The sequence below is a fragment of the Asaia sp. A2 genome, assembly GCF_057319415.1.
Genome location: NZ_JBXWTO010000004.1, coordinates 77,824 through 100,481, shown reverse-complemented (window position 1 = coordinate 100,481; position 22,658 = coordinate 77,824). Strand labels below are relative to the sequence as shown.

General features: G+C 61.7%; 20 protein-coding genes and 1 pseudogene. 14 read left to right on the top strand and 7 right to left on the bottom strand.

Features of this window, described 5'->3' with window-relative positions; genetic code table 11:
- The first annotated feature begins 116 nt into the window (after window positions 1-116).
- Together ACWNRM_RS04895 and bfr are read left to right on the top strand one after the other, a co-directional pair.
- On the top strand, window positions 117-1,943 hold the full coding sequence (locus ACWNRM_RS04895) for a DEAD/DEAH box helicase (protein WP_485169788.1): 1,827 nt from the start codon (window positions 117-119) through the stop codon (window positions 1,941-1,943).
- A 344-nt stretch (window positions 1,944-2,287) separates the two neighbouring features.
- Complete coding sequence (bfr, locus tag ACWNRM_RS04890) at window positions 2,288-2,779, top strand: bacterioferritin (protein ID WP_023979379.1); 492 nt, start codon at window positions 2,288-2,290, stop codon at window positions 2,777-2,779.
- A gap of 179 nt (window positions 2,780-2,958) precedes the next feature.
- On the opposite strand, the gene ACWNRM_RS04885 is transcribed toward bfr, so the two are convergent.
- Complete coding sequence (locus ACWNRM_RS04885; RefSeq protein ID WP_485169789.1) at window positions 2,959-3,189, bottom strand: (2Fe-2S)-binding protein; 231 nt, start codon at window positions 3,187-3,189, stop codon at window positions 2,959-2,961.
- Window positions 3,190-3,303: 114 nt separating this feature from the next.
- The gene (gene hrcA, locus ACWNRM_RS04880) at window positions 3,304-4,350 is read right to left on the bottom strand and encodes a heat-inducible transcriptional repressor HrcA (protein ID WP_485169790.1); all 1,047 of its coding nucleotides are present in this window, start codon (window positions 4,348-4,350) and stop codon (window positions 3,304-3,306) included.
- 102 nt (window positions 4,351-4,452) lie between these two features.
- Between hrcA and ACWNRM_RS04875 the strand changes: the two genes are divergently transcribed.
- From ACWNRM_RS04875 to ACWNRM_RS04860, 4 genes are all read left to right on the top strand, one after another.
- The gene (locus ACWNRM_RS04875; RefSeq protein ID WP_485169791.1) at window positions 4,453-5,241 is read left to right on the top strand and encodes an MOSC domain-containing protein; all 789 of its coding nucleotides are present in this window, start codon (window positions 4,453-4,455) and stop codon (window positions 5,239-5,241) included.
- 226 nt (window positions 5,242-5,467) lie between these two features.
- Entirely contained in the window at window positions 5,468-6,229 is a 762-nt protein-coding gene (gene rph, locus ACWNRM_RS04870; RefSeq protein ID WP_485169792.1) for a ribonuclease PH, read from the top strand.
- Window positions 6,230-6,249: 20 nt separating this feature from the next.
- Complete coding sequence (rdgB, locus tag ACWNRM_RS04865) at window positions 6,250-6,873, top strand: RdgB/HAM1 family non-canonical purine NTP pyrophosphatase (protein ID WP_485169867.1); 624 nt, start codon at window positions 6,250-6,252, stop codon at window positions 6,871-6,873.
- Between the two features lie 21 nt (window positions 6,874-6,894).
- Window positions 6,895-7,614, top strand: coding sequence for a hypothetical protein (locus ACWNRM_RS04860; RefSeq protein WP_485169793.1), 720 nt, complete (start codon window positions 6,895-6,897; stop codon window positions 7,612-7,614).
- Here the strand turns inward: ACWNRM_RS04860 and ACWNRM_RS04855 are convergent.
- Both ACWNRM_RS04855 and ACWNRM_RS04850 read right to left on the bottom strand, forming a co-directional pair.
- Window positions 7,597-8,226, bottom strand: a complete 630-nt coding sequence (locus ACWNRM_RS04855; protein ID WP_485169794.1) for a LysE family translocator — start codon at window positions 8,224-8,226, stop codon at window positions 7,597-7,599. The genes ACWNRM_RS04860 and ACWNRM_RS04855 overlap by 18 nt on opposite strands.
- A gap of 227 nt (window positions 8,227-8,453) precedes the next feature.
- On the bottom strand, window positions 8,454-10,268 hold the full coding sequence (locus ACWNRM_RS04850) for an ABC transporter ATP-binding protein (RefSeq protein WP_485169795.1): 1,815 nt from the start codon (window positions 10,266-10,268) through the stop codon (window positions 8,454-8,456).
- 142 nt (window positions 10,269-10,410) lie between these two features.
- On the opposite strand from ACWNRM_RS04850, the gene nth reads away from it, so the two are divergent.
- Window positions 10,411-11,079, top strand: coding sequence for an endonuclease III (gene nth / locus ACWNRM_RS04845; protein WP_485172157.1), 669 nt, complete (start codon window positions 10,411-10,413; stop codon window positions 11,077-11,079).
- Window positions 11,076-11,363, top strand: a complete 288-nt coding sequence (locus tag ACWNRM_RS04840; RefSeq protein ID WP_485169797.1) for a DUF1330 domain-containing protein — start codon at window positions 11,076-11,078, stop codon at window positions 11,361-11,363. Before nth ends, ACWNRM_RS04840 begins: the two co-directional genes overlap by 4 nt.
- A 48-nt stretch (window positions 11,364-11,411) precedes the next feature.
- On the opposite strand, the gene ACWNRM_RS04835 is transcribed toward ACWNRM_RS04840, so the two are convergent.
- Window positions 11,412-12,125: a M23 family metallopeptidase gene (locus tag ACWNRM_RS04835; protein WP_485169798.1), complete on the bottom strand. Its 714-nt coding sequence runs from the start codon at window positions 12,123-12,125 to the stop codon at window positions 11,412-11,414.
- A 239-nt stretch (window positions 12,126-12,364) separates the two neighbouring features.
- On the opposite strand from ACWNRM_RS04835, the gene ACWNRM_RS04830 reads away from it, so the two are divergent.
- Window positions 12,365-13,615, top strand: coding sequence for a cation:proton antiporter (locus ACWNRM_RS04830; protein WP_485169799.1), 1,251 nt, complete (start codon window positions 12,365-12,367; stop codon window positions 13,613-13,615).
- Window positions 13,616-13,618: 3 nt separating this feature from the next.
- Here the strand turns inward: ACWNRM_RS04830 and ACWNRM_RS04825 are convergent, their stop codons facing one another.
- Complete coding sequence (locus ACWNRM_RS04825) at window positions 13,619-15,787, bottom strand: ComEC/Rec2 family competence protein (protein ID WP_485169800.1); 2,169 nt, start codon at window positions 15,785-15,787, stop codon at window positions 13,619-13,621.
- 27 nt (window positions 15,788-15,814) lie between these two features.
- Window positions 15,815-16,885: pseudogene (locus ACWNRM_RS04820) on the bottom strand (purine nucleoside permease).
- A 329-nt stretch (window positions 16,886-17,214) separates the two neighbouring features.
- Between ACWNRM_RS04820 and gltX the strand changes: the two are divergent.
- Genes gltX through dprA form a run of 5 tightly spaced genes read left to right on the top strand, consistent with a single transcriptional unit; the run spans window position 17,215 to window position 22,625 of the window.
- On the top strand, window positions 17,215-18,621 hold the full coding sequence (gltX, locus tag ACWNRM_RS04815; RefSeq protein WP_285532459.1) for a glutamate--tRNA ligase: 1,407 nt from the start codon (window positions 17,215-17,217) through the stop codon (window positions 18,619-18,621).
- Window positions 18,614-19,555: an aspartate carbamoyltransferase catalytic subunit gene (locus ACWNRM_RS04810; protein WP_122050736.1), complete on the top strand. Its 942-nt coding sequence runs from the start codon at window positions 18,614-18,616 to the stop codon at window positions 19,553-19,555. Before gltX ends, ACWNRM_RS04810 begins: the two co-directional genes overlap by 8 nt.
- Window positions 19,552-20,844, top strand: a complete 1,293-nt coding sequence (locus ACWNRM_RS04805; RefSeq protein WP_485169801.1) for a dihydroorotase — start codon at window positions 19,552-19,554, stop codon at window positions 20,842-20,844. The genes ACWNRM_RS04810 and ACWNRM_RS04805 overlap by 4 nt, the downstream gene beginning before the upstream one ends.
- Window positions 20,841-21,491 (top strand): glycerol-3-phosphate 1-O-acyltransferase PlsY, encoded by a 651-nt coding sequence (gene plsY / locus ACWNRM_RS04800; protein WP_485169802.1) that lies wholly within the window; start codon window positions 20,841-20,843, stop codon window positions 21,489-21,491. The genes ACWNRM_RS04805 and plsY overlap by 4 nt, the downstream gene beginning before the upstream one ends.
- A 6-nt stretch (window positions 21,492-21,497) precedes the next feature.
- Window positions 21,498-22,625, top strand: coding sequence for a DNA-processing protein DprA (gene dprA / locus ACWNRM_RS04795; RefSeq protein WP_485169803.1), 1,128 nt, complete (start codon window positions 21,498-21,500; stop codon window positions 22,623-22,625).
- Window positions 22,626-22,658: the final 33 nt, after the last annotated feature.

Sequence of the window (22,658 nt, the reverse complement as noted above, 5' to 3'; positions counted from 1 at the left end):
ATTTCAGCTCGCATATTCTTTATTGACCGCCTTCCTGACGCCGCGAGCCATGCTCGAACAGCGCATTCCTGTCTCGGCGTTCTCTCTTCGCACGATCCTGATTGAGTCCGAACCGCATGCCCTTTCCCGATACCGTACCGTCTCTAAGCCGCGCTCTGGCGGCACGCGGTTATGAAACACCGACCGCCGTGCAGGAAGCCGTTCTGCAGCCTGGCCTTGAGACACGGGATCTCCTCGTTTCCGCACAGACAGGATCGGGCAAGACGGTTGCTTTCGGTCTCGCCTTTGCGCCGACCCTCATTCCCGAGGGCAGTGAGCGCCTTCCCCCTGCCAACAGCCCGCTTGCTCTGGTGGTCGCACCAACGCGCGAACTGGCCCTGCAGGTGCAGACCGAGCTTCAGTGGCTTTATGCCGAGACCGGTGCGCGTATCGTCAGCTGCATTGGCGGCACGGATGCCCGTCGCGAAGCCCGCAACCTGTCGAACGGTGCCCATATCGTTGTTGGGACGCCGGGCCGCCTGTGCGATCATCTGTCGCGCGGTGCCCTGAATTTGTCCGATCTGCGCGTGGTCGTGCTGGACGAAGCCGACGAAATGCTCGATCTGGGCTTTCGCGACGAGCTGGAGCAACTTCTGGATGCCGCGCCGGTCGAACGCCGCACGCTGCTTTTCTCGGCGACCATTGCCAAGGAAATTGCCAATCTGGCGCGCCGCTTCCAGAAGAACGCCGAGCGCATCAACACGGTCTCCACGTCCAAACAGCATGATGACATCACGTATAAATGCGTGCTGACGGCGCCGAATGACATTGGTCGCGGTGTCGTCAATGTGCTGCGTTATTACGAGAGCCCGACCGCCATGCTGTTCTGCAATACCCGCGCCATGGTCGCGCAGGTGCAGGCAGCGCTGGTCGAGCGTGGCTTTGCCTCGGTCGCCATTTCCGGCGAAATGGGCCAGAACGAGCGTTCGCGCGCCATCGAAGCCCTGCGTTCGGGTGTGGCACGCGTTTGCGTGGCCACCGACGTGGCCGCACGTGGCATCGACATTCCGGCGCTTTCACTCGTGATCCATGCCAATATGCCGAGCGAAGCTGCAACATTGCTGCACCGCTCGGGCCGTACGGGCCGTGCAGGCCGCAAGGGCACCTGCGTGATCATGGTGCCTGTCAGCCAACGTCGCAAGGCTGAGCGCCTGCTGTCCTTTGCCAAGATCAGCAATGCCGAGTGGGAAAGCGTCCCTTCGGCAGATGCCATCCTTGAGCAGGACGCCAAGCGCCTGATGGAAGACGAGACGCTTTTCGCGCCGTCGCAGGCCAATGAAGATGCCCTGGCATCGCAGCTGGCAAATGCGCATGACGCGCATCAGCTCGCCACGGCCCTCGTGCGCCTCTACAAGAGCCGCCTGCCGAGCGTCGAGTCGATCCGTCCGGTCAGCATTGATGCCCCTGCCCGTGGCATGCGCGACGATCGTGCACCCCGCGAGTTCACGGGCCGTGTGGACCGTATGGGCGGTGAGTGGTTCAGCCTTGCCATTGGTCGCACCGAGCGGGCCGACCCGAAATGGCTCGTCCCCCTCATCTGCCGCCTGGGTGGTGTGACCAAGAGCGAGATCGGTGCGATTCATATCGACACGGATCACACACTCTTCGAGATTGCCCCTGACAGCGCCGAGCGTTTCCGCTCCTGCGTTGCCGGTGCCGATGCGGATGAAGCCAAGATCGAGCCGGCTTTCGCCCCGACTGGCCCCTCTGCCCCGCCACGCGGCCCGCGCCGCCCGCGTGAGGGTGGCTTTGCTCCCCGTGGCAAGGGCGGCTTCCGCGGTGGTGACCGTGGCGGCGATCGCGGTGGTGACAGGGGCGATCGTGGTGATCGCGGCGACCGCCCTTCATTCCGCAAGGGCAACTCGGTCGGCAACGGCAAGGGCTCGTCGCGCAAGCGCTACTGATCGGATCAGAAGCGTTCGTCCGGGCGGCTGTGCCCCCGGGCGACGGCTCTCGCAATCTGACGGGATTATGTCCCGCTGCACCCCGCCTTGCGCGGGGTGTTTTGCGTTCAGGAGCCTGCTTTTAAGCCCATGATTTGGGGCGACTTTGTTGTTGCAATTAAATTGCAACAACATTTACTGATTACGTACCAATAGAGAGAGTCATTCTCAACTCCGATACTTCAATACTGAACAACGTTATTTCTATTGCACCCGCTTCTTTTCCATGCTTGAACAGCGTCACACAGCCTGCGGGGAGTGGCCATGCGCCCCTCCTGCGTGCAGGACAGAAAAAGGAGCCAACCATGCTTAAAGATCCGAAGGTTATCGAGCATCTGAACATTCAGCTCACTAATGAGCTGACGGCCATCAACCAGTATTTCCTTCATGCCCGCACCCTGAATCACTGGGGCGTCACCAAGCTGGGCAAGAAGGAATATGACGAATCCATCGAAGAGATGCGTCATGCCGACTGGCTGATCGAGCGCATCCTGTATCTGGGTGGCCTGCCGAACGTGCAGCGTCTGAACCAGATCCTGGTCGGTGAAAGCGTTGAGGAAATCCTCGCCTGCGATCTCAAGCTTGAAGAAAAGGCGCTGGCCGATCTGCGCGAAGGCATCGCCTATTGTGAAAGCGTGCGCGATTACGTGTCACGTGATCTGCTGATCCGTATCCTCGCCAACGAGGAGGAGCATGAAGATTTCATCGACCGTCAGTTCGATCTGATCAAGCAGGTCGGTATCCAGCGCTACATCACGCTGAACTCCTCGCCGGCTCCCGACCAGACCGCCGAGTAAGACAGAACCGGACACCCCTGCCCCGGGCTTGCCCGCACAGGATCCCGGAAAAGAAAAGCCCGTCAGCGCAAGCTGGCGGGTTTTTCTATGGCCGGTCGGATGTCCGGCCCCCTACAAACAGATCAGCAAGCCTGCCGACATGACGGCCCATCAGCACGCCCCGGTGCAGGTGCCCTCATTCAGACGTAAGCGGCGTTGCCAGCACCCTGATCGACCGTGTTGAAGGCCATCGCGGCCTCCTTTCTTTCACGCAGCAGACTGCGCAGGGCGCACACCACGCCGGGCACGCAATTGCCGCACTGGGCCTTGCACCCCTTGGAGGCATAGACCTCCCGCGCGCGCGAGGCCCCTCTGTTTACGGCATCAGCGATATCATGATTGGTCAGGGCGTTACACGAACAGACGATCATCAGCCATTCCACTTCAGAACGGCGCGACCCTAACAGCGTTTGAGAATAATTCTCAATAATAAATTGCGAGTGATTCTTAAAAAACATGTCACAGCGGTGTCAGAGCTTGCCTGTTCAGCTCAGCAGGCGACCGATCACACGGGCCGTGTAATCCACTACAGGCACGATCCGCCCGTAATTGAGGCGTGTCGGGCCAATCACCCCAATGGCACCGACGATGCGATTCGTCTCGTTGCGTGCCGGTGCCACGACCATCGATACGCCCGACATGCCAAAAAACCCGCTCTCGGCACCGATATAGATCCGGACACCGTCCGATTCCTGGGCCAGCTGAAGCAGGCGCAGCATCGTTTCCTGCGCCTCCAGACGCTCAAAGAGCATCTGGATGGTCGTGAGTTTCTCGATTTCGGTAATGTCGGTGAGCAGGTTGCCCTGCCCGCGCAGATAGAGCGTGCCATGCTGCTCATCCCACATCGCAAGACCGCTCTCGATCACGCTGGTCGCCAACACATCCAGATCAGAGCGGTTCTGCTGCAAATTCTCCGAGACGCGCTGGCGCAAGGCACTCAATGTTACATCGCCAAGCAGGGAGTTGAGATAATTGCCCGCCTCGACAAGGGCTGACGGCGGCAGACCCGGTGGCGTTTCGATCACGCGGTTCTCGACCTGACCATCGGCTGCCACAAGGATCACCAAAGCCTTGCCCGGCCCGAGCGCGACGAATTCGATATGCTTGAGGGCACCATCGCCCTTGGGAGCCAGAACCAGACCCGCTGCTGCCGAAAGCCCTGAAAGCATGGAGGAGGCCTCAGCCAGCGTCTCCTGCATGGATCGCCCCTTGAGCGCCAGACGCCCGGCAATCTGGGCGCGCTCCAGTTCATCGAGCGCGCCGAACTGCAACAGGCCATCCACGAACAGTCGCACGCCTTTCTCGGTGGGCAGGCGACCCGCCGAGACATGAGGGCTGAACAGCAATCCGGCCTGGGTCAGCTCCGCCATGACATTGCGTATGGTCGCGGGAGAGAGCGCGGGCGTCAGGCGCTGGGCAAGCGTCTTGCTGGCCACGGGATCACCCGTCTCCATGTATTGCTCGACAATCTCGCGCAGCACATTCGCCGACCGGGCATCCATGCCACCCGGCAGGTTTGAGAGATCGATCATGCCCTGCCCCTTTTCCCGACGCGCCAGCTGGCTTCCTGTCACCGTCCCGAGCGACTAGACCTGTCACGACGTGTCCTGTCCATCCGCTTCGGAGTCGTGCCGATGACCCGCCTTGCAGCCTTATATATCCATCCTGTCAAAAGCCTGCACCGGGTTGATATGAGGGCACTCGAACTCGACCCCTGGGGGCCGCGTGGCGACCGACGCTGGCTCGTGGTCGCGCCAGACGGCCGCTTCATGACGCAGCGCCAGCATCCGGCCATGGCACGCATCCTGACAGCGCTGGACGGTGAGACACTTTACCTGACCGGTAGTGACGGCTCGGAACTAAGGATCGATCCGCCTGCCCCTCAGGCACCCGCAATCACAGTAAGCGTCTGGAAGGACCATGCCATTGCGGCACGGGATGCAGGAGACGAGGCAGCGGCATGGCTGAGCGCTATTCTCGGCACAGCGTGCAGGCTCGTGCATATGGCCGACCCGGCCCATGCCAGACCGACCGACTTTGGTAGCGTGAGCTTTGCAGACGGGTTTCCCCTGCTGGTCACCAACACGGCGTCACTCGACGACCTCAACGCCCGTCTTGATCAGCCCGTGCCGATGGAGCGTTTCAGGCCCAATATTGTCATCGAGACCGATCAACCCTGGGCCGAGGATGAATGGCGCTCCATCCGGATCGGTACAGTTGAACTCGACCTGGTCAAACCCTGCAGCCGCTGCATCGTCACCACCATCGACCAGGAGAGCGGGACGATCCCTGTTCCGCGCGAGCCACTCAAGACCATGACCGGGTTTCGCCATCGTCCCGGTGGGGTCATGTTCGGCCAGAATGCGGTCATCCGCCACGCAGGGACCATCCGCCTTGGGGATGCGGTTGAACTGATCGGCTGAGCGGGTCAGCTGGGCACGACGCCGTGCCCGGTCATCCTGACCGCCTGACCTTAGTCGAGGGGCGCGTGCCTTGCCGCATGCCTTGGGTGATGGCGGTAACGGGAGGGTCCCGGACGGACCTGACCCGCGTGATTCTGCTTTGTCATTCGGCTTTGTCATTCAGGGCCCCAGGCGCTAAAGCTGCACCCGACCGCATCTTCTGCGCTTGAAACGAGGAAAACGCTCCATGTCCAGCACCCGCCCTTCAGGCCGCAAGGCCGACGAGAACCGCGTCGTTTCCATCGAGCCGGGTTTTGCCCGCCATGCCGAGGGCTCCGTGCTGATCCGCGTGGGTGGCACTGAGGTTCTTTGTGCAGCCTCGATCGAAAACCGCGTGCCGCCTTTCCTGCGTGGTCAGGGCCAGGGCTGGATTACCGCGGAATACGGCATGCTGCCGCGCGCGACGCATACCCGTGGCAACCGTGAAGCAGCCAAGGGCAAGCAGTCGGGCCGTACGCAGGAAATCCAGCGCCTTATCGGCCGCGCGTTGCGCGCCTGTGTGGACCTGCGTGCCCTGGGCGAGATGACCATCACGCTCGATTGCGACGTGCTCAATGCCGATGGTGGCACGCGCTGCGCCGCCATCACGGGCGCCTGGGTGGCCCTTGCCATTGCTCTGGACAAGCAGATCAAGGCTGGCGTGCTCAAGCGCTCGCCCCTGCGTGCGCAGGTGGCTGCGGTCTCCTGCGGTCTGACCGATGCCGGCGCTGTGCTCGATCTCGATTATATTGAAGACAGCTCAGCCCAGGCCGATACGAATTTCGTTCTGACCAGCGAAGGCGGCATTGTCGAAATTCAGGGCACGGCAGAAGACGCACCGTTCAGCGAGAGCGAATTTGCGTCACTGATGGCTCTTGCGAAGCTGGGCACGTCACGCCTGTTCGTCGCCCAGCGCGAGGCGCTTGAGAGCGTGACAAACAGCAACGCGTCAAACGGAAAAACGGCGTGAGCAGCGCGGCGCCAGCCGACATGACCGAGCCCGGCAAACGGGTTCTCAGGCGGGGCGAGCGCGTTGTGCTCGCCAGCCACAACAAGGGCAAGCTGGCTGAATTCCGGGTTCTGCTGGCTGATAGCGGCATCGAGATCGTCTCGGCGGCCGAACTCTCTTTGCCCGAACCGGAAGAGACGGCTGACAGCTTCGAGGGCAATGCGGCCATCAAGGCACTTGCCGCAGCGCGCGCGACGGGGCTGCCTGCCTTGTCTGATGATTCCGGGTTCTGCGTCAGCGCCCTCGAAGGGCGTCCCGGGGTCTATTCAGCCCGCTGGGCCGGCCCGGGTGGTGACATGCAGGTGGCCATGCAGCGCGTTCATGACGAGATGAACGGTGCGGCCGATCGCTCGGCCTCCTTCGTGGCTGTGCTCTGCGTTGCCTGGCCGGATGGTGTCACACGCTTCGCGGAAGGCCGTTGCGAGGGAACGGTATGCTGGCCGCCACGCGGCGCGCAGGGCCATGGTTATGATCCCATTTTCATTCCCCAGGGTGACGATCGGAGCTTTGCCGAGGTTTCTGCCGAGGAAAAGAACGCGACCAGCCACAGGGGTCGCGCGTTGGCGCGGTTTCTGAAGACCTGCGTCGCGCCCGGTGATGCCTGAATTGCAAGAGGAGTACCCGTCATGAAAAAAGGTCTGTTCCTTTTCCCAGCCAGTGCGCTCGCCTGCCTGATGGCGACCGCCAGCGCAGAGCCGGCGATGGACACGCGCGGCTTTGACCTGCGTGAAACCAGGGCTTTCAGCATGTCTGTCCTGCCTGCCTCGGCTTTGGGGCAACAAACCAGGGCTGACGCATCCTATCACATCGTACCCGGCGGAATCGTCCTGACCAGCGAGGCACGCAAACCGACAGCTTATCACGCTCGCCAGCCCCGCACAGAGCTTTCGGAATCACGCCCCTGGCGTGTCGCCGATGCAGAAGCAATGCTGAATACAACGGTCCATGTTGATCGCTTTCCTCAACGCGGGAACGTGATTCTTGCCGAGTTGACAGCCGATGAGGACGCCACCCCGGTGCTCCGCATTCTAATCGACGGGGACCGTCTGATCCTGCAAGGCCAGATCGACAATGTGCCGAAAAACGGCGTCGTCCTCGGTACGATCGACCAGACCCGTCTGGCCCATATCGTCATACATAGCCAGCCTGACGGCATGATCACTGTCGGCGCCAATGGCACGACGGGTACATTCCATCTTTCTACCGCAGCCTTGAGCATGCCGGTCATGTTCCGTACCGGCGCTCATGCCGTGAATGATATTGGCACCACGCCTGATCAGGTTGCGGTAACGCTCACCGGGCTGAGTGTACATCATGGCGCTGCACGCTCAGGCCTTCGCTCTTAAAATTACGAGCCCGAACGCCACAAACACAAGGCCGGTCAGACGATTGAAAGCCCGTCGGACCGGCCTGCGGGACAGAAACCGCGACAGCGAACGCCCTCCCAGCCCATAGAGGGCAAGCCATAACCCGTCCGAAAAGAGATAAGTCACAACCAATATGCCAAATTGAGGCAGGACCGGCTGGTGATGATCGATGAATTGCGGGAAAAACGCCGCCGCGAACAGCAAGAGCTTGGGATTGCTGATACCAACCAGAAATCCCGTGCGATACAGCGTCCAGCCACTGACCTGTGCCGGGGCTCCAGCCTGATTATCAGACGGCTCAGGGACATCACTCGCACGCCACGCCTTGATCCCGAGGAAAACAAGATAGGCAGCCCCGGCATAGCGGATGATATCGAAAAGACGGGGCATGGCGATCAGGATTGCGCCAATACCCATCACCGACAGTATGAGTGCCAGCAGCAACGCCGAGATACACCCGGCCATGGCCGCCATACTCCGGCGAAATCCAACCTGAACGCTGCGGCCCAGCGCATGCATCATGTTCGGCCCGGGTGTCGCCGAAATGAAGAACACCGTGACAACGAAAAGCCACCAGGTTTGCAGGGTCATTTGAGATACCATCACGGGCAGGAAAACAGTGCGGGGACAAAGGATAGTTGATAACGCGCCATCACCAAGCGCAAAGATCAACTCTCGGTAATCTGCCGGTTCAGCATCGGCTGTTCCTGCAAACAGCCGAAGACACACAAGCCTTCGCGCTCGCGGCGCTGCTCTTGCACAGACCAGCGCTCGACGTCCCCGCGCGCTGGCAGACTCTCACTCTGGTACAACTTTCTCTACCCTTCGAGCGACTGAAGCTCGAAAAGACGTCGATAGATGCCCCCTTCACGCCGGACCAGTTCGGCGTGGGAGCCATCCTCCTTCAACGCGCCCTTGCTGAACACAAGGATACGGTCCAGTTCCATGACCGTAGACAAGCGGTGCGCCACCACAATCACCGTGCGGCCGGCCATCAGGCGATGCATGGCATCCTGGACCAGAACCTCGGACTCAGAATCGAGGCTGGAGGTTGCCTCATCGAAAATCAGCAGTGGCGCATCGGCGAGAAACGCGCGGGCAATTGCGACACGCTGACGTTCGCCGCCCGACAGCTTGACCCCACGCTCACCGACCAGCGTGGCGTAGCCATCGGGAAGGCGCTCGATGAAGGCGCTGGCATTGGCCAGCTGAGCAGCGCGCTCGATTTCAGCCTGCGTTGCCCCCGGTCGGGCATAAGCAATATTTTCTGCCAGCGAACGATGAAAGAGCATCGGCTCCTGCGGGACAATGGCGATGCCCGCACGCAATGAATCTTGCGTGACATCGCGCACATCCACACCATCGATCAGCACCCTCCCGCCGGTTGTATCGTAGAGACGCTGAATGAGCTTGGTGAAGGTTGTCTTGCCCGATCCGCTCGGCCCGACGAGGGCAACACGCGAACCGGGGGTGATCGAGACATCCAGATCACGATAGAGCGGCGTATCCTGACCGGGGTACTGAAACGTCACCTTCTCGAAACGCACGCTCCCTTTGGTGAAAGCGGCCTTGCCCGCGCCCTTGTGGTCCTGAACGCCCGGTGCCTCGTCAAAAATCGCCACCAGCTCTTCCATCTCGTTGACAGAGCGCTGGACCTGGCTGACCTGCTGGCCCAGATCACGCAGATAGCCCTGCACGAGAAACACCATCGTCAGCACATAGGCTACATCGCCCGGTCCAGCCTTGCCCTGCCACCATTGCCAGACGATCAACACCACCAGAAGCATACGCATGACCAGCGAGGCAAAGCCCTGCAGGTTGGCGCTGTTGGTTCCCCTGATCCAGGTCCGCGCCGTGCGCCCGCTCCAGGCGCGCAGTATGCGGTTCAACCGGCGTTCCTCGCGATGCTCGGCACCAAAGGCCTTGACCACGGCATTGCAGGTCACGGCATCCGCGATGGCCGCGCCCACTTTCGTATCCCAACGATTGGCCGCGCGGGCCGAAGGCGCCACGTAGCGCAGTGTCAGCACCACGGAGAGCCAGGTGAACAACACAACAGAAAGCGCCAGCACGGCCCCCATGAACGGAGAGTGCCATGCCAGAACAAGCGTGGTGCCGGTCAGCACCAGCACTTCCGGCGCGATCAGCAGCAGCAAGGTGTCGTCAAGCGTGTCGATGGCCCACATGCCACGGGTCAGCTTGCGTACAGTGGACCCTGCGAAATTATTGGCGTGCCAGTCGGTCGAAAAGCGCTGTACGCGCGCAAAGCCCTGAGACAGGGCGCGCTGCATGATGGCAAGGCTGAGATGCGTAATGCCGAGATAGGAGGAACGCCGCCCCAGAAGCCCCACAAGCCCAAGCGCGATCAGCCCACCCACCATGAACAGCGCATCATTGCGCAGGGCTATTTGTGCGGCATCATGTGGGGCACCGCCGGTATGGCTGGAGATATCGGTCACCAATCGGCCCGACAGGACCGGTGTCGCCACATCAGCGATCGTGGCTAACGCGATACCCATCACGGTGCGTGTCAGGAAAGCCGGATGCTCAAGCCACCGACGCATGACGAAACGCACGATATCGACAAAGGCGATATCGTGTTTGTGGCGGGTAGTCTGGTCAGTGTCGGACACGAAAGAAAGCTCCTCCGCCTGACGATCGACCGGGCGGGCATACTGGAAGTCTGAGGCGGGAAGCGCTTATTGTGGGGTGTCGATCGCCCTTATGCAACATGATGAAATGGTTCTGATGTCTCTTCCCTCGGCCAAAAGACCCATGACACGTGTTCAGGCCCGTCAGTTCATCACCGCGCTGGCCGAGTCCATGCCCGATGCCGAGAGCGAGCTGATCTATACCGACGCCTTTTCGCTCCTTGTAGCCGTGGTGCTCTCGGCGCAGGCGACGGATAAATCGGTCAATAAGGTCACGGCAGGCCTGTTTCGTGATGCACCGGATGCAAAGGCCATGGTGGCGCTGGGCGAAGAAGGCATAGCCGCACATGTCCGCACCATCGGACTATGGCGCGCGAAAGCAAAGAACGTGCTCAGGCTTTCCGAGCAGTTGCTCGCCCTGCATGGCGGGGAAGTGCCTTCAGACCGTGCAGCCCTGGAAGCGCTGGCCGGGGTCGGGCGCAAAACGGCAAGTGTCGTACTGAACGTCATGTTCGGCGAGAGCGCGATGGCTGTGGACACGCATATCTTCAGGCTTGGAAACCGTACCGGCCTGGCCCCGGGCAAGACGACACGCGCCGTGGAAGAAGGGCTGATCAAGCGGATTCCTCCTGAAATGCTCCGCCCCTCACATCACTGGCTGATCCTGCATGGTCGTTATGTGTGCAAGGCACGCAGCCCCGAATGCGGAAACTGTGTTGCCTTTACGCCTTGCCTTTTCCCGCTCAAAACCCAGATCAGCAATGGCAACAGCAGCAAAGGAGAAACTGTATGAGCACCTATATCGTATTCACCCGCGAAGAGACGCTCGACCAGAACGAACTCGACACCTATTTCTCGCTCGTTGCGGAGACATTCGAGGGGCATCCCATCAAGCCGATCGTGGCTTATGGTGCGCAGAAATCTCTCGAAGGTCATGAACCCGAGGGGATTGTTGTCGTCGAATTCCCCGACAAGGCCTCGGCGCTGGCCTGGTATGATGGCGATGCCTATCGCAAGGTGCGCGAGCACCGCTTTGCCGGTGCAAAATATCGCGCCACTCTGGTTGAAGGGGTATAATCAGGCGAAGCAAGACCTTCAGGCCTCGTACCGAAGGCCTGGAGGGCCCTAGTTTCCGCTCAGCGCCGGAATGGCTCCCATCGCCGCAAGATCCCATCGAATCTGGAATGGCTCGGTGCCCCTGTAGGCACCGACATGAACATGGGGATTACGCGCAAACCCGTTATTGCTGTCGAGCGCCACGGCATCCCCTGCTTTCACATGGTCACCCTTTTTGACCCGGATATCGGCAATGTGGGCATAGATCACATTCAGACCATCTGCTCTGGTGAACATGATGACACTGGCCGGTGGTTTACCCATCTCGCCGGGATTATTCGTGACCGGATTTACATGGATATAGGTCACGACTGAGTCAAAAGGCGCATGCACGGTCTTGTGCCAGCCATACCAGTCCTCGTTCTTTTCTCCGAGCCCGCGATAGAGCCTGTTATAGCCGTGCGTGGCATCAGTTGCGCCGCCTATGATCATGCAATCTGTCCCGAGCGCATCACCGGTACCGAGGAGTTGCCCGACAGGATGCTCCACACAGGCAAACGGCTCGTGGAAAAGTGGCGCAAGTGTCACCTGCCGTGTTGGGCCTGCTCGCGATGCCTTCTCTCCGAGCCCGGGAGGCAGGCCCATCGCCTGCAATTGCTGATGCCAGGCATCGGCTTTCGTTGCATCCCCCGATGCGGCGTGCCCATCCGATGAGCCGATCAGTAACACAAGTGCCATGATGCCGAGATCACACAGAGCCGTCTTGACCCCTACCTTGCCCATCGCCCTCTCTTCCTCTCAGGTCAAAAACAGACCAGCGTCCGGGAACCGGGTGAGCAGGCTAGCTTCATACGATACGAAAGCGCAATAGACGGCGATGGAAGCGCTCTTCCAGTGCCAAAGGCTGCTGTCCGGAAGGGGATCGTTGGAATGACATAATGTGAGAAGCTGGACGAAGCACGTGCGTTAACGTTCTCATGCGATAAAACGGCTCTATCTGGCACCAGCGACAAAGAGATTTCATGTCCTCCCTCAGCCTCTTCGCGATTCTTCTTACACTCTGCACGGCCTGCGGCATTCTCAATTACAAGCTGCTGCGCCTGCCCATGACGATCGGCATCCTGCTGATTGCCCTGATCGTTTCGCTGGTGGTCAAGGCGCTCGACATGGCCCTTCCCAGTGTCGATCTGCACACTCTGCCCATGACGCTTCTGGCCTCGGCCGACCTGCCCGGCAATTTGCTCGACGGTGCCTTGTCTTTCCTGCTTTTCGCCGGTGCCCTGCAGGTTGATACACGCCATCTGATGGAGCGGAAATTCTCGGTATTCTTCCTCGCCATCGTGGGAACGATACTGGCGGTGTTCATGCTGGGCGGGGCCATGTACTGGGTCATGGCGCAGGTGGGACTGCCCGTGCCATTCCTGTGGTGCGTTGTGCTCGGGGCCATTCTCGCGCCAACCGACCCGGTTTCTGTGGTCGGCATGTTGCGCCGGCTGGGTCTGCCGGGGCCCATTCAGGCCATTTTTGCGGGAGAAAGCCTGTTCAATGACGGGGTGAGCATCGTGATTTTCGGCCTTGCCATGACGCTGGTCACGGGTGAAGCGCATCATCTGACCCTGGTGGATGCCGCTGAAGCTTTCGGGATCGAGGCTTTAGGGGGTGCGGGGCTTGGTTTTGTGGCCGGTCTGATTGCTCTGCTCTGCTTTCGCGCTGCACGCGACAGCCACTTGCAGCTTCTGGTGTCGCTCAGCCTCGCGGCAGGCACATTCAGCCTTGCCCATGCACTTGGCATGTCAGGCCCGATCGCCGTGGTCGTGGCAGGTCTCTGCCTGGGGAGCGAACGCGCCAAGAGCAGCATGGACGACCATGCGCGTGAGGAACTCAACAGCTTCTGGACACTCGTTGACGAGATCCTGAACGCGCTTCTCTTCCTGATGATCGGCTTTGAAGTGCTGGCCGCCATTCCCAGCCAGCGTGCCCTCGTGGCCCTGCTCCTGGGTATTCCGCTTTCAATTGCAGCGAGGGCGCTCAGCGTGTTTCTCGCCATCCTGCCGATCCATCTTTATGGAGAAGATCGCGGGCGCATGCTGGCCGTGCTGACCTGGGGCGGATTGCGCGGTGGCATTTCACTGTCGCTCGCACTCACCCTCCCTGCGGGACCGATGAAGGAGGTTCTTGCCCCGATCTGTTACGGCATCGTGGTCTTTACCATTCTGGTGCAGGGATTGAGCATGGAGCGTGTCGCTCTTCATTTCTATCCAAAGAAGGGCTGAGGGCTACTCAGCCTTTGCCAGAGGCAGATTGGGTACGCCCCTGAAACCGGGGCGCGGCACCCATAGCCGCGCACCGCGCCATGAGCGGTCTGATATGACCTGCAAGGCTTCCCCCCTGCTCCGACCTGCGCCATCGCGCACCATAACCGCGCCATCGCGCCAGACCGTGAAGCGATCAACATAGACGCTCCTTCTGCACGCTGATGGCAGGGGGGCAGCGCTAACCACAAGCGTGTTGCCCGTGCATTCCGGAGGTGGGTCTGCTGAACGGAGCCGGGAGAACAGGATGGCGATTTTCTGGCCTCCCCGCTCGATATGGCACCGCTGAGCGTCGCAATCCGGCATCTGTGCTGATGATATGACAGGCCGGGGCCAGGCCTGCACCCAGGCAGAGAGCGTATGGGCCGAAAGGCTGCCATGTGGGCCTGCAACCCAGGTGCTCCCCTGTCGGAAAGCAATGAGACCGCCATCGGGTGAGACGAGCAGCAAAGGCGCTGACAGACAAAGCGGTGACGCAACCCCCATCAGCATGAGAGACAGACCCATGAAACGGGCCTTGCCACGCCAGAGGCAGAGAATCATCAGTCCGGCCATATACAGGACCAGGGCCCAGCACGGCATATGGGGCACAGCGATATGGGCCATTGGCCATGCTGCAACATGGGCGGCCAACGAGGAAACCAGTCCGATCCCCTGCCCCATGACCCACAGAGGTGCGCCAGCCACCCCCAATGGCATGAGCAGCAATGCGCACAGCCCTGCAGGCATGATGCAGAACGCCGCTATCGGTACAGCGACAAGATTGGCCATGATGAACCAGGGCTGAAAACTGCCAAAGCCCGCCATTACAAGTGGCAGGGCTGCCCCGCCCGCCAGCGCACTGGTGAGCGAAAGCAACACCAGATGATGGCCGATGCCGCCCTGATGCCCCTGTTCGGCTCGCCGGACAAACCACGGCTGCATGGCTTCGTAGCCCGCAATCAGGGCCATGACGGCGGCAAAAGACATCTGGAATGACAGATCGAGCACCAGCACCGGAGACGCCATGAGCAGGACCAGTGCCACCAGAGCCAGCGAGCGCATGGAGAGCACGCGACGCCCGCTCAGGAGGGCCAAAATCGCCAGACCCGCCATGCCCAGACTGCGCAGGGCTGGCAGATGGAACCCTGTGAGCGCCACATAGATCACCCCCCCTGCCAGCGCCGCGAAAGCAGCGATTTCCCGACAGGGCAGACGCAGGCCGAGCCACGGCCAAAGGACGAGCCCCATCCGCACAGCCGCGAAGAGGGCGCCCATGACCAGACCCAGATGCAGCCCCGCGACGGCAAGGATATGGGCTAGCCCCGATGCCGCATAGGCCTGCCTCGTCTGCTGGCTTATCCCCTCGCCATGCCCGGCCAGCAGGGTGGCGGCAATGGCGGCGCGCTGCCCTTCGAGATGGTGCATGATTTCTGCCGTGATCGAGGCGCGCCAGCGCCCCAGCCTGTAGCCCTGCGGTGCGGCGATGATCTCTGGCACGCCCAGTACACGTCCGGCCCCGGCGAGGGCATCGAACCACGCCTCTCTTTGCCGATCGCGTGCACCGGGAAAATCCGGCCAGTCGGGCGGACGCAATACAGCCCGCAGGCGCAGCACCATGCCCGGAACATAGGTCTGGCCCTCATGAGTAAAGAACAGCAAATCACGCTGTAGCGGGGCCATGCCGATATCGACCCCGCTCTCGAACACGGCATCCCTGAGACGCAAACGCTGAAGGATCTGGCCCGGCTCTGTGGTCGTGGCGACATCGATCACCCTGCCATGCAACACGACCGCCAGTGAGGGAAGTGCAGGCATGGGAGGCTGCCGCCCTGCCTGCGCCCGCGCCAGCAGAAACCCCGCGCCGGCCATCACCATGACAAAGCCCAGTCCTCTGGCACTGATACGGGACCACCCTGACAGCACTATGCCCAGCCCCGCGAGGACGCAGGCACTGGCGCACCAGAAACCGGGCTCGTAACGGGGCAGGAAATAGATCAGGCATCCTGCGGCCCATGCTACGGCAAGCCAGGCTGCAAGCCCGCGCCCCTGCGAGAGCAGAATGTTCTCAAGAGACCTGGCAAGGCGGGAAAGCGTCACATTCCCCTGCCCTGACAGGGCCACATCCCCCAGCTCCGACAGGGCAAGGCACACCTGCTAGAGGCGCCCTGTCCAGCGCTTTCAGGGGGCGGAGGGCACATGGTCACGATAGTGATCCCAATGACGGACCAGCTCCGCCACGACCGGCGCCCCGACGCGCTCATTATTGTCGAAAGCGACATTCTGGCCGGGCCCTTCATCACCCATCGACTGGGTCAGGGAAACATGTGGGGGCGGCATGGACGGGTTGGAGCCCGAACGCAGCACCATCACCCGGTCCGGATCGACATAGCCCCATTTTGCCAGCAGGCGCATCTGCTTCTGGTTGGTCTGGCTTTCCTCATTGGTCATGACGAAAACACCCTGGTTTTTCGTCCAGAGTTTCACCCAGTCCTGCGCCCAGTCATTGCGTGCCTCGCCATGCCAGTAGCGCAAGGCCCCCAGGGTCTCGCCCATCAGGATCATCGGAGGCTTGCTGGCCGGAAGGCTCGCAGGCCAGGCTGCGCGTCGGCGGGCAATTTCCGGGTCGTCGGCCAATTTGACATCCTTGCTCAGACCATAGGCCCACCGCGCCAGACCCTGATTGAGCGCATAGGCCTTGGTCAACTGCGCGACATCCGTCACCGAGCCATAGTGATTGGGATCTTTCGGCAGGGTGTTCGGGCGGTCTGCCCCGATGGCGTAAAGCCCATAGGGCCAGTCCTTGGGAATGGTGCGGTCATCGAGTTCGCGCAGGGCATCGCCATCCACCACCCAGCGCGCCCAGGCCACGCTTCCGACCGAGGCCACATTGGGGTTCACGCCGGAAATGCCGGTGAAGATCTAGTAGGTCTTTTTCAGGTCAAATGCCGGGTCGAGCGCCAGAGCCATGAGTTCAGACGGGCCGGAACGCAGTACAATGCCATACACTCCGTCGTTATTGCGTCGCAGGATGGGCTCCTTCACGCCACGCACCGGCACTGTCTCGCTCAGATGCTCACGCTCGACCCAGTCCTGATATTCGCCCGGCGCATCACCTGTATCTGCACCGTTTTCCCAGCCTGCAACAATAATGACGCGCGGTGCCACGGGTGCAGCATGGGCAGACGCCACCCCAAGATCGAGAACGCAGGCGAGAGATGCGAGGCAGGCAGGAAGCAATCGTTTTTTCATATCGGGATCGTTACATCGAATACAGGTTTCTGCAAATACTGTTCGCAGGATACTGCTTTGATCTGGAGCCTGACCCGGCAGACATCTGACCGCGATGCCCCCTGCAAGGCAACCGGCAATCCGCAGCCTTTACGGGGCTTGCCCCGCTGCCCGGAAGGGGCGTGCTCCCCCTGTGCCGGATTTTCACCAGGCAGGTTTCCATAAGGGTGACTGTCCTCTGGCGGGGCATGGGGCAGCACGCTCATGAGGCATGACTTGCCTCTCATGATACCCGGACAACAAATCGCCATCCGGTAGTGTGGCGCACTCAATCATGCTATGCAGCCGCCATGACCGTTCGCACACGCTTTGCCCCTTCTCCCACCGGCTTGCTGCATATCGGCAATGCCCGTGCGGCCCTCTTCAATTTCCTTTTTGCCCGCCATCACGGTGGACAATTCCTGCTCAGAATCGAGGACACGGACCGCGAGCGCTCGACGCAGCGCGCGGTGGATGTGATTTTCGAAGGGCTGGCCTGGATGGGCATCACGGCGGATGAGGAGCCTGTATTCCAGTCCACGCGTCAGGGACGCCATACGGAAGTAGCGCAGGAATTGCTTGAGAAAGGTCTGGCCTATCGCTGCTACTGCACGGCAGACGAACTGAAGCAGATGCGCGAGGACGCGATCGCGAACGGCCAGCCGCCGCGCTATAACGGCATGTGGCGTGACCGTGATCCCTCTGAAGCTCCCGAGGGAGCGCCTTTCGCCGTGCGCCTCAAGGCCCCGCGCGAGGGTGAGACGATCATCAACGATCTGGTCCAGGGCGAGGTCCGCGTCGCCAATGCCGAGATGGACGATCTGATCATCCTGCGCTCGGATGGCACACCCACCTATCTGCATGCCGTGGTGTGTGATGACCATGACATGGCGATCACCCATGTGATTCGTGGCGATGATCATCTGACGAACACGTTTCGTCAGGCGATGATCTATCGCGCCATGGGCTGGGATCTGCCCCATTTCGCGCATCTGCCGCTCATTCACGGGCCGGACGGCGCGAAGCTCTCCAAGCGTCATGGTGCGCAGTCAGTGGTCGAATTCCGCGATGAGGGCTTTCTGCCGGAGGCGCTGTGCAATTACCTGCTGCGTCTGGGCTGGGGTCATGGCGATGCCGAGATCCTCAACCGTGAAGAGCAGATCCGCCTGTTCGATCTGGATGGCGTCGGTCGCTCGCCGTCACGCATGGATTACGTCAAGCTGACGCATCTGAACGGTGTCTATATGCGTGAGGCCGATGATGCACGTCTGACCGACGATGTGATCGAACGCCTGAAGGAACGCGAGGACGTAACGGTGGATGATGCGCTGCACGCCCGCGTGCTGACGCTGATGCCGGGCCTCAAGGAGCGCGCCAAGCTTCTGACAGACCTCGCCGACAGCGCCGCGTTTCTTGGTCGCTCCCTGCCCTTTACCTATGACGCGAAGGCACAGAAGCAGCTTTCGGAAGAAGGCAAGGAAGTGCTGCGCGGTGTGGCGCAGGCCCTCGCTCTGGTGGAGCCATTCGAGGCATCGGCCATCGATGCCGCACTTCGCGAATTCGCCGAGGCGAAAGCCATCAAGCTGGGTCAGGTTGCCCAGCCCCTGCGTGCGGCCATGACCGGCAGCACGGTATCGCCCGGTATCGACCTGACACTGCAAGCCCTTGGCCGGGACGAGGTTCTGGCCCGTATAGGAGCCGCGATCGCGCATGGCTGACACGCTCACCCGACGGCATCATCTGCTCGGCCTTGAGGGCATGAGCGCCGAGGAGATCACCCCCTATCTCGATCTCGCGGCCAATTATGCCCTGCTGAGCCGTTCGCGCACCGCCCCGCGTGATGCGCTGCGCGGCCGGACGGTGATCAACATGTTCTTCGAGGACAGCACCCGCACACGCACGAGCTTCGAGCTGGCGGGCAAGCGTCTGGGGGCGGATGTCATCAACATGACGGTCGCCACCTCCTCGGTGAACAAGGGTGAGACGCTGCTCGACACGGCGGCCACGCTCAACGCCATGCGCTGCGACCTGCTGGTGGTCCGTCACGCGGCCTCGGGTGCGCCAGCCCTGCTGGCCCAGAAGGTCGAGGCCAGTGTGGTCAATGCCGGTGATGGCATGCATGAGCACCCGACACAGGCCCTGCTCGATGCCCTGACCATCAAGCGCCATCTTGGCACGCTCAGCGGGCTGACTGTCGCGATCTGCGGTGATGTCGGCCATAGCCGTGTCGCGCGCTCAAACATCCATCTGCTGACCGCCATGGGCAGCAAGGTGCGCCTGGTGGGACCGCCCACCCTCGTTCCTGCGGCGATGGCTTCGCTGGGTTCGGTCTCGATCCATCATGATATGGAAAGCGGCCTGCGTGATGCCGATGTGGTCATGACGCTGCGCCTGCAACGCGAGCGCATGGGCGCCGGGCTGGTGCCGAGTGCTCGTGAGTTCTTCCGTTTCTATGGCGTCGACAGCCGCCGCCTCGCCTTGGCGAAGCCTGGCGCACTGGTCATGCATCCGGGTCCGATGAATCGCGGTGTCGAAATTGCCTCGGACGTGGCGGACTCAGCGCAGAGCGTCATTCAGGAACAGGTCGAAATGGGCGTGGCCGTGCGCATGGCCGTGCTCGACCGACTCTCACGTATGCGGACAGCGTCATGACCGATCTCATTTTCGAAAATGTCCGGCTGATCGATCCGGTAACGGGTCAGGAGTCGCTTTCGCGCCTGCGCATTTCAAATGGTCGCATCGCGGGGCGTGACAAGGCTGGCGCCGAAGGTGCGCCGGAAGGTGTCCAGAGCATTGATGGTCAGGGCGCGGTTCTCTGCCCCGGCCTGGTCGATATGCGTGTTGCAATTGGCGAGCCGGGTTTTGAATATCGCGAAACCATCGCCTCCTGCGCCCGCGCCGCGGTTGCCGGTGGCGTGACAACGCTGGCGGCCCTGCCCAATTCCAAACCTGCCATCGACGAGCCCGCTCTGGTGCGCCTGCTGCGTGGCCGTGGCGAGGAAACAGGCCTCGTCACCATCCTGCCCTATGGCGCGCTCACCAAAGGCTGCAAGGGTGAGGAAATGGCCGAGCTTGGCATGTTGCGCGAAGCCGGGGCCGTTGCCTTTACCGATGGTATCCATGCCATTGCCGACACCAAGCGCATGCGCCAGCTTCTGGCCTATGCCAAAGGGATTGGCGCTCTGGTGGTGCAGCACCCGGAGGACCAGTCTCTGGCAAAAGGTGGCGCCGCCACGGCGGGCGCGCTTGCAACCCGCATGGGCCTGCCCCAGATACCTGCCGCTGCTGAGGCCATTCTGATTGGCCGCGATATCCGTCTTGCGGAAATGACCGGCGCCCCCTTGCATTTCGGCCATGTCTCGACCGGCGAAGGGCTTGATCTGATCCGTCAGGCCAAGGCCCGGGGTCTGGCCATTACCTGTGACACGGCGCCCCCCTATTTTGCGCTGAATGAAGAGGCGATTGGCGAATTTCGTACCTACGCCAAGCTTTCGCCTCCATTGCGTGCGGAAGAGGACCGTCTGGCGGTCTGTGCGGCGCTCGCGGATGGGACAATCGACGCCATTGCCTCGGACCATGCGCCATGGGACGCCGATGACAAGCGCCTGCCTTTCGCTCAGGCCTGCGCCGGCGGGACAGGCCTGACCACGCTGCTTGGTGTCGGTCTGTCTCTGGTGCATGACGGCGTGCTTACCCTGACGCAACTCATTGCGCTGCTCACCCGCCGCCCTGCCCGGTTGCTGGGCAGCGAGGCCGGAACGCTGGACGACGGCGCCAGCGCCGATCTGTGCCTGTTCGACCCCGCAGTTGAATGGGTGGTCGAAGCGGGCGAACAGCCCGGACGCGCGCAGAACACACCCTTCGACGGCAAGCGCCTCAAGGGGCGCGTTCTGGGAACGTGGAAGAACGGACAGCGCGTTTTCGATGGTGCCGCATCATGATCCATCATCTGCTCACGACACCTTTCCTGCTTTGTGCCGGTATCGCCTATCTGCTGGGCAGCGTCCCTTTCGGGTTGCTGATCAGCCATGTCGGCGGGGCGGGTGACATACGCAAGATCGGCTCGGGCAATATCGGCGCAACGAATGTCCTGCGCACGGGGCGAAAAGGTCTGGCTGCGGCGACCCTGCTGTTCGACGGGCTGAAGGGCGCTATGGCTGTGCTGATTGTGCACCTCCTTCTCGATGGCGGCTTCCAGACGGGTATGGCTGTCGCCGCAGTCTGTGTCGTGATTGGCCATTGCTTTCCGGTCTGGCTCGGCTTTCGCGGAGGCAAGGGCGTTGCGACCGGGTTGGGGGCGCTGTTTGCCCTGTGCTGGCCCGTGGGCATTGCCTGCTGTCTGGTCTGGCTGGCGGTTGCCAAACTCTCCCATATCTCGTCAGCCGGGGCGCTAGCCGCTTTTGCCGTGGCACCATTCATCATGGCGCCGCTGAGCGAACAGCCTGTGCACAGCCCGCTTCCCATTGCGACACTCATCCTGACTCTTATCATTCTCCTGCGTCACACCAGCAATATACGGCGTCTGCTCACTGGACGGGAATCGCGCATCAATATCGACCCGCCACCCCAGACCAAACAGGAAATCTGACCCATCATGTCGGCCGTACCCCAGGGAAATGAACGGCTCGACATTGTACGCCTGGCCCGCACGGATGGCATCGGCCCCGTCAATTTCCGAAGGTTGATGACCGAACACGGGACAGCCGGCGCCGCCATCGAGGCATTGCCCGAGCGCGTGCGCAAGGCGGGACGGCGCGCCACCATTGCCATCCCGGCGAGAGACAGTGTCGAAGCTGAGCAGGAGGCTCTGACACGACTCGGCGGGCGCATGCTGCTCCTTGGCGACCCGGACTACCCCGCCCTTCTCTCGCGCATTACCGATGCGCCCCCCGTTCTGAGCCTATGGGGCCAGGCTGAGAAGCTCTCACAGCGCGCCATCGGAGTTGTCGGCGCACGCAATGCCTCAGCCGGAGGGTTGCGCATTGCTGAAAGCCTGAGCGGCGCTCTTGCCCATGAGGGCTGTGTGATCGTGTCGGGCCTGGCCCGCGGGATCGATACTGTCGCGCATCGTGCCGCCCTGCATCAGGGCATGACGGTTGGTGCCGCAGCGGGCGGCCTTGACTGTTTCTATCCCCCCGAAAACGAGGGGCTCTATCGCGCCATTGCTGAACGGGGCTGCGTTGTGACCGAGGCCCCTCTCGGCACGATTCCCCAGGCCAGTCACTTCCCGCGGCGTAACCGTCTGATTGCCGGCCTTTCTTTAGGTGTCATCCTGATCGAGGCCGCGATGCGCTCTGGCACGCTCATCACCGCGCGCCTTGCCCTCGATTACGGACGGGACGTGTTTGCCGTTCCGGGGTCGCCGCTCGATCCGCGCTCACGCGGTGGCAACGACCTGTTGCGACAGGGCGCGATTCTGACCGAGACGGCGCAGGATGTCCTGAACCAGATCGAGAGCGGCGCCCGCACCCGTATCGAACCCCGATGGACAGGCCTGCCGGGCTTTTCAGAGCCCGAAAGCGCAGGGTTTTCACCGCCTCCGGACCCCGAGACCGTCAAAAAAAGACTATGTGAGCTTCTCTCTCCGACGCCTGTGGCAGTTGACGATATCGTAGCGCACTGCCAGTTCTCGGTTTCCACGGTGCTGTCCGCCCTGTCAGAACTCGAACTTGGCGGCACAGCAACCTTCCTTCCCGGGGGGCAGGTTGTCCTGACAGCCTGATCCACCGGTTACGAACAGGCCGGAGCGGTTCTG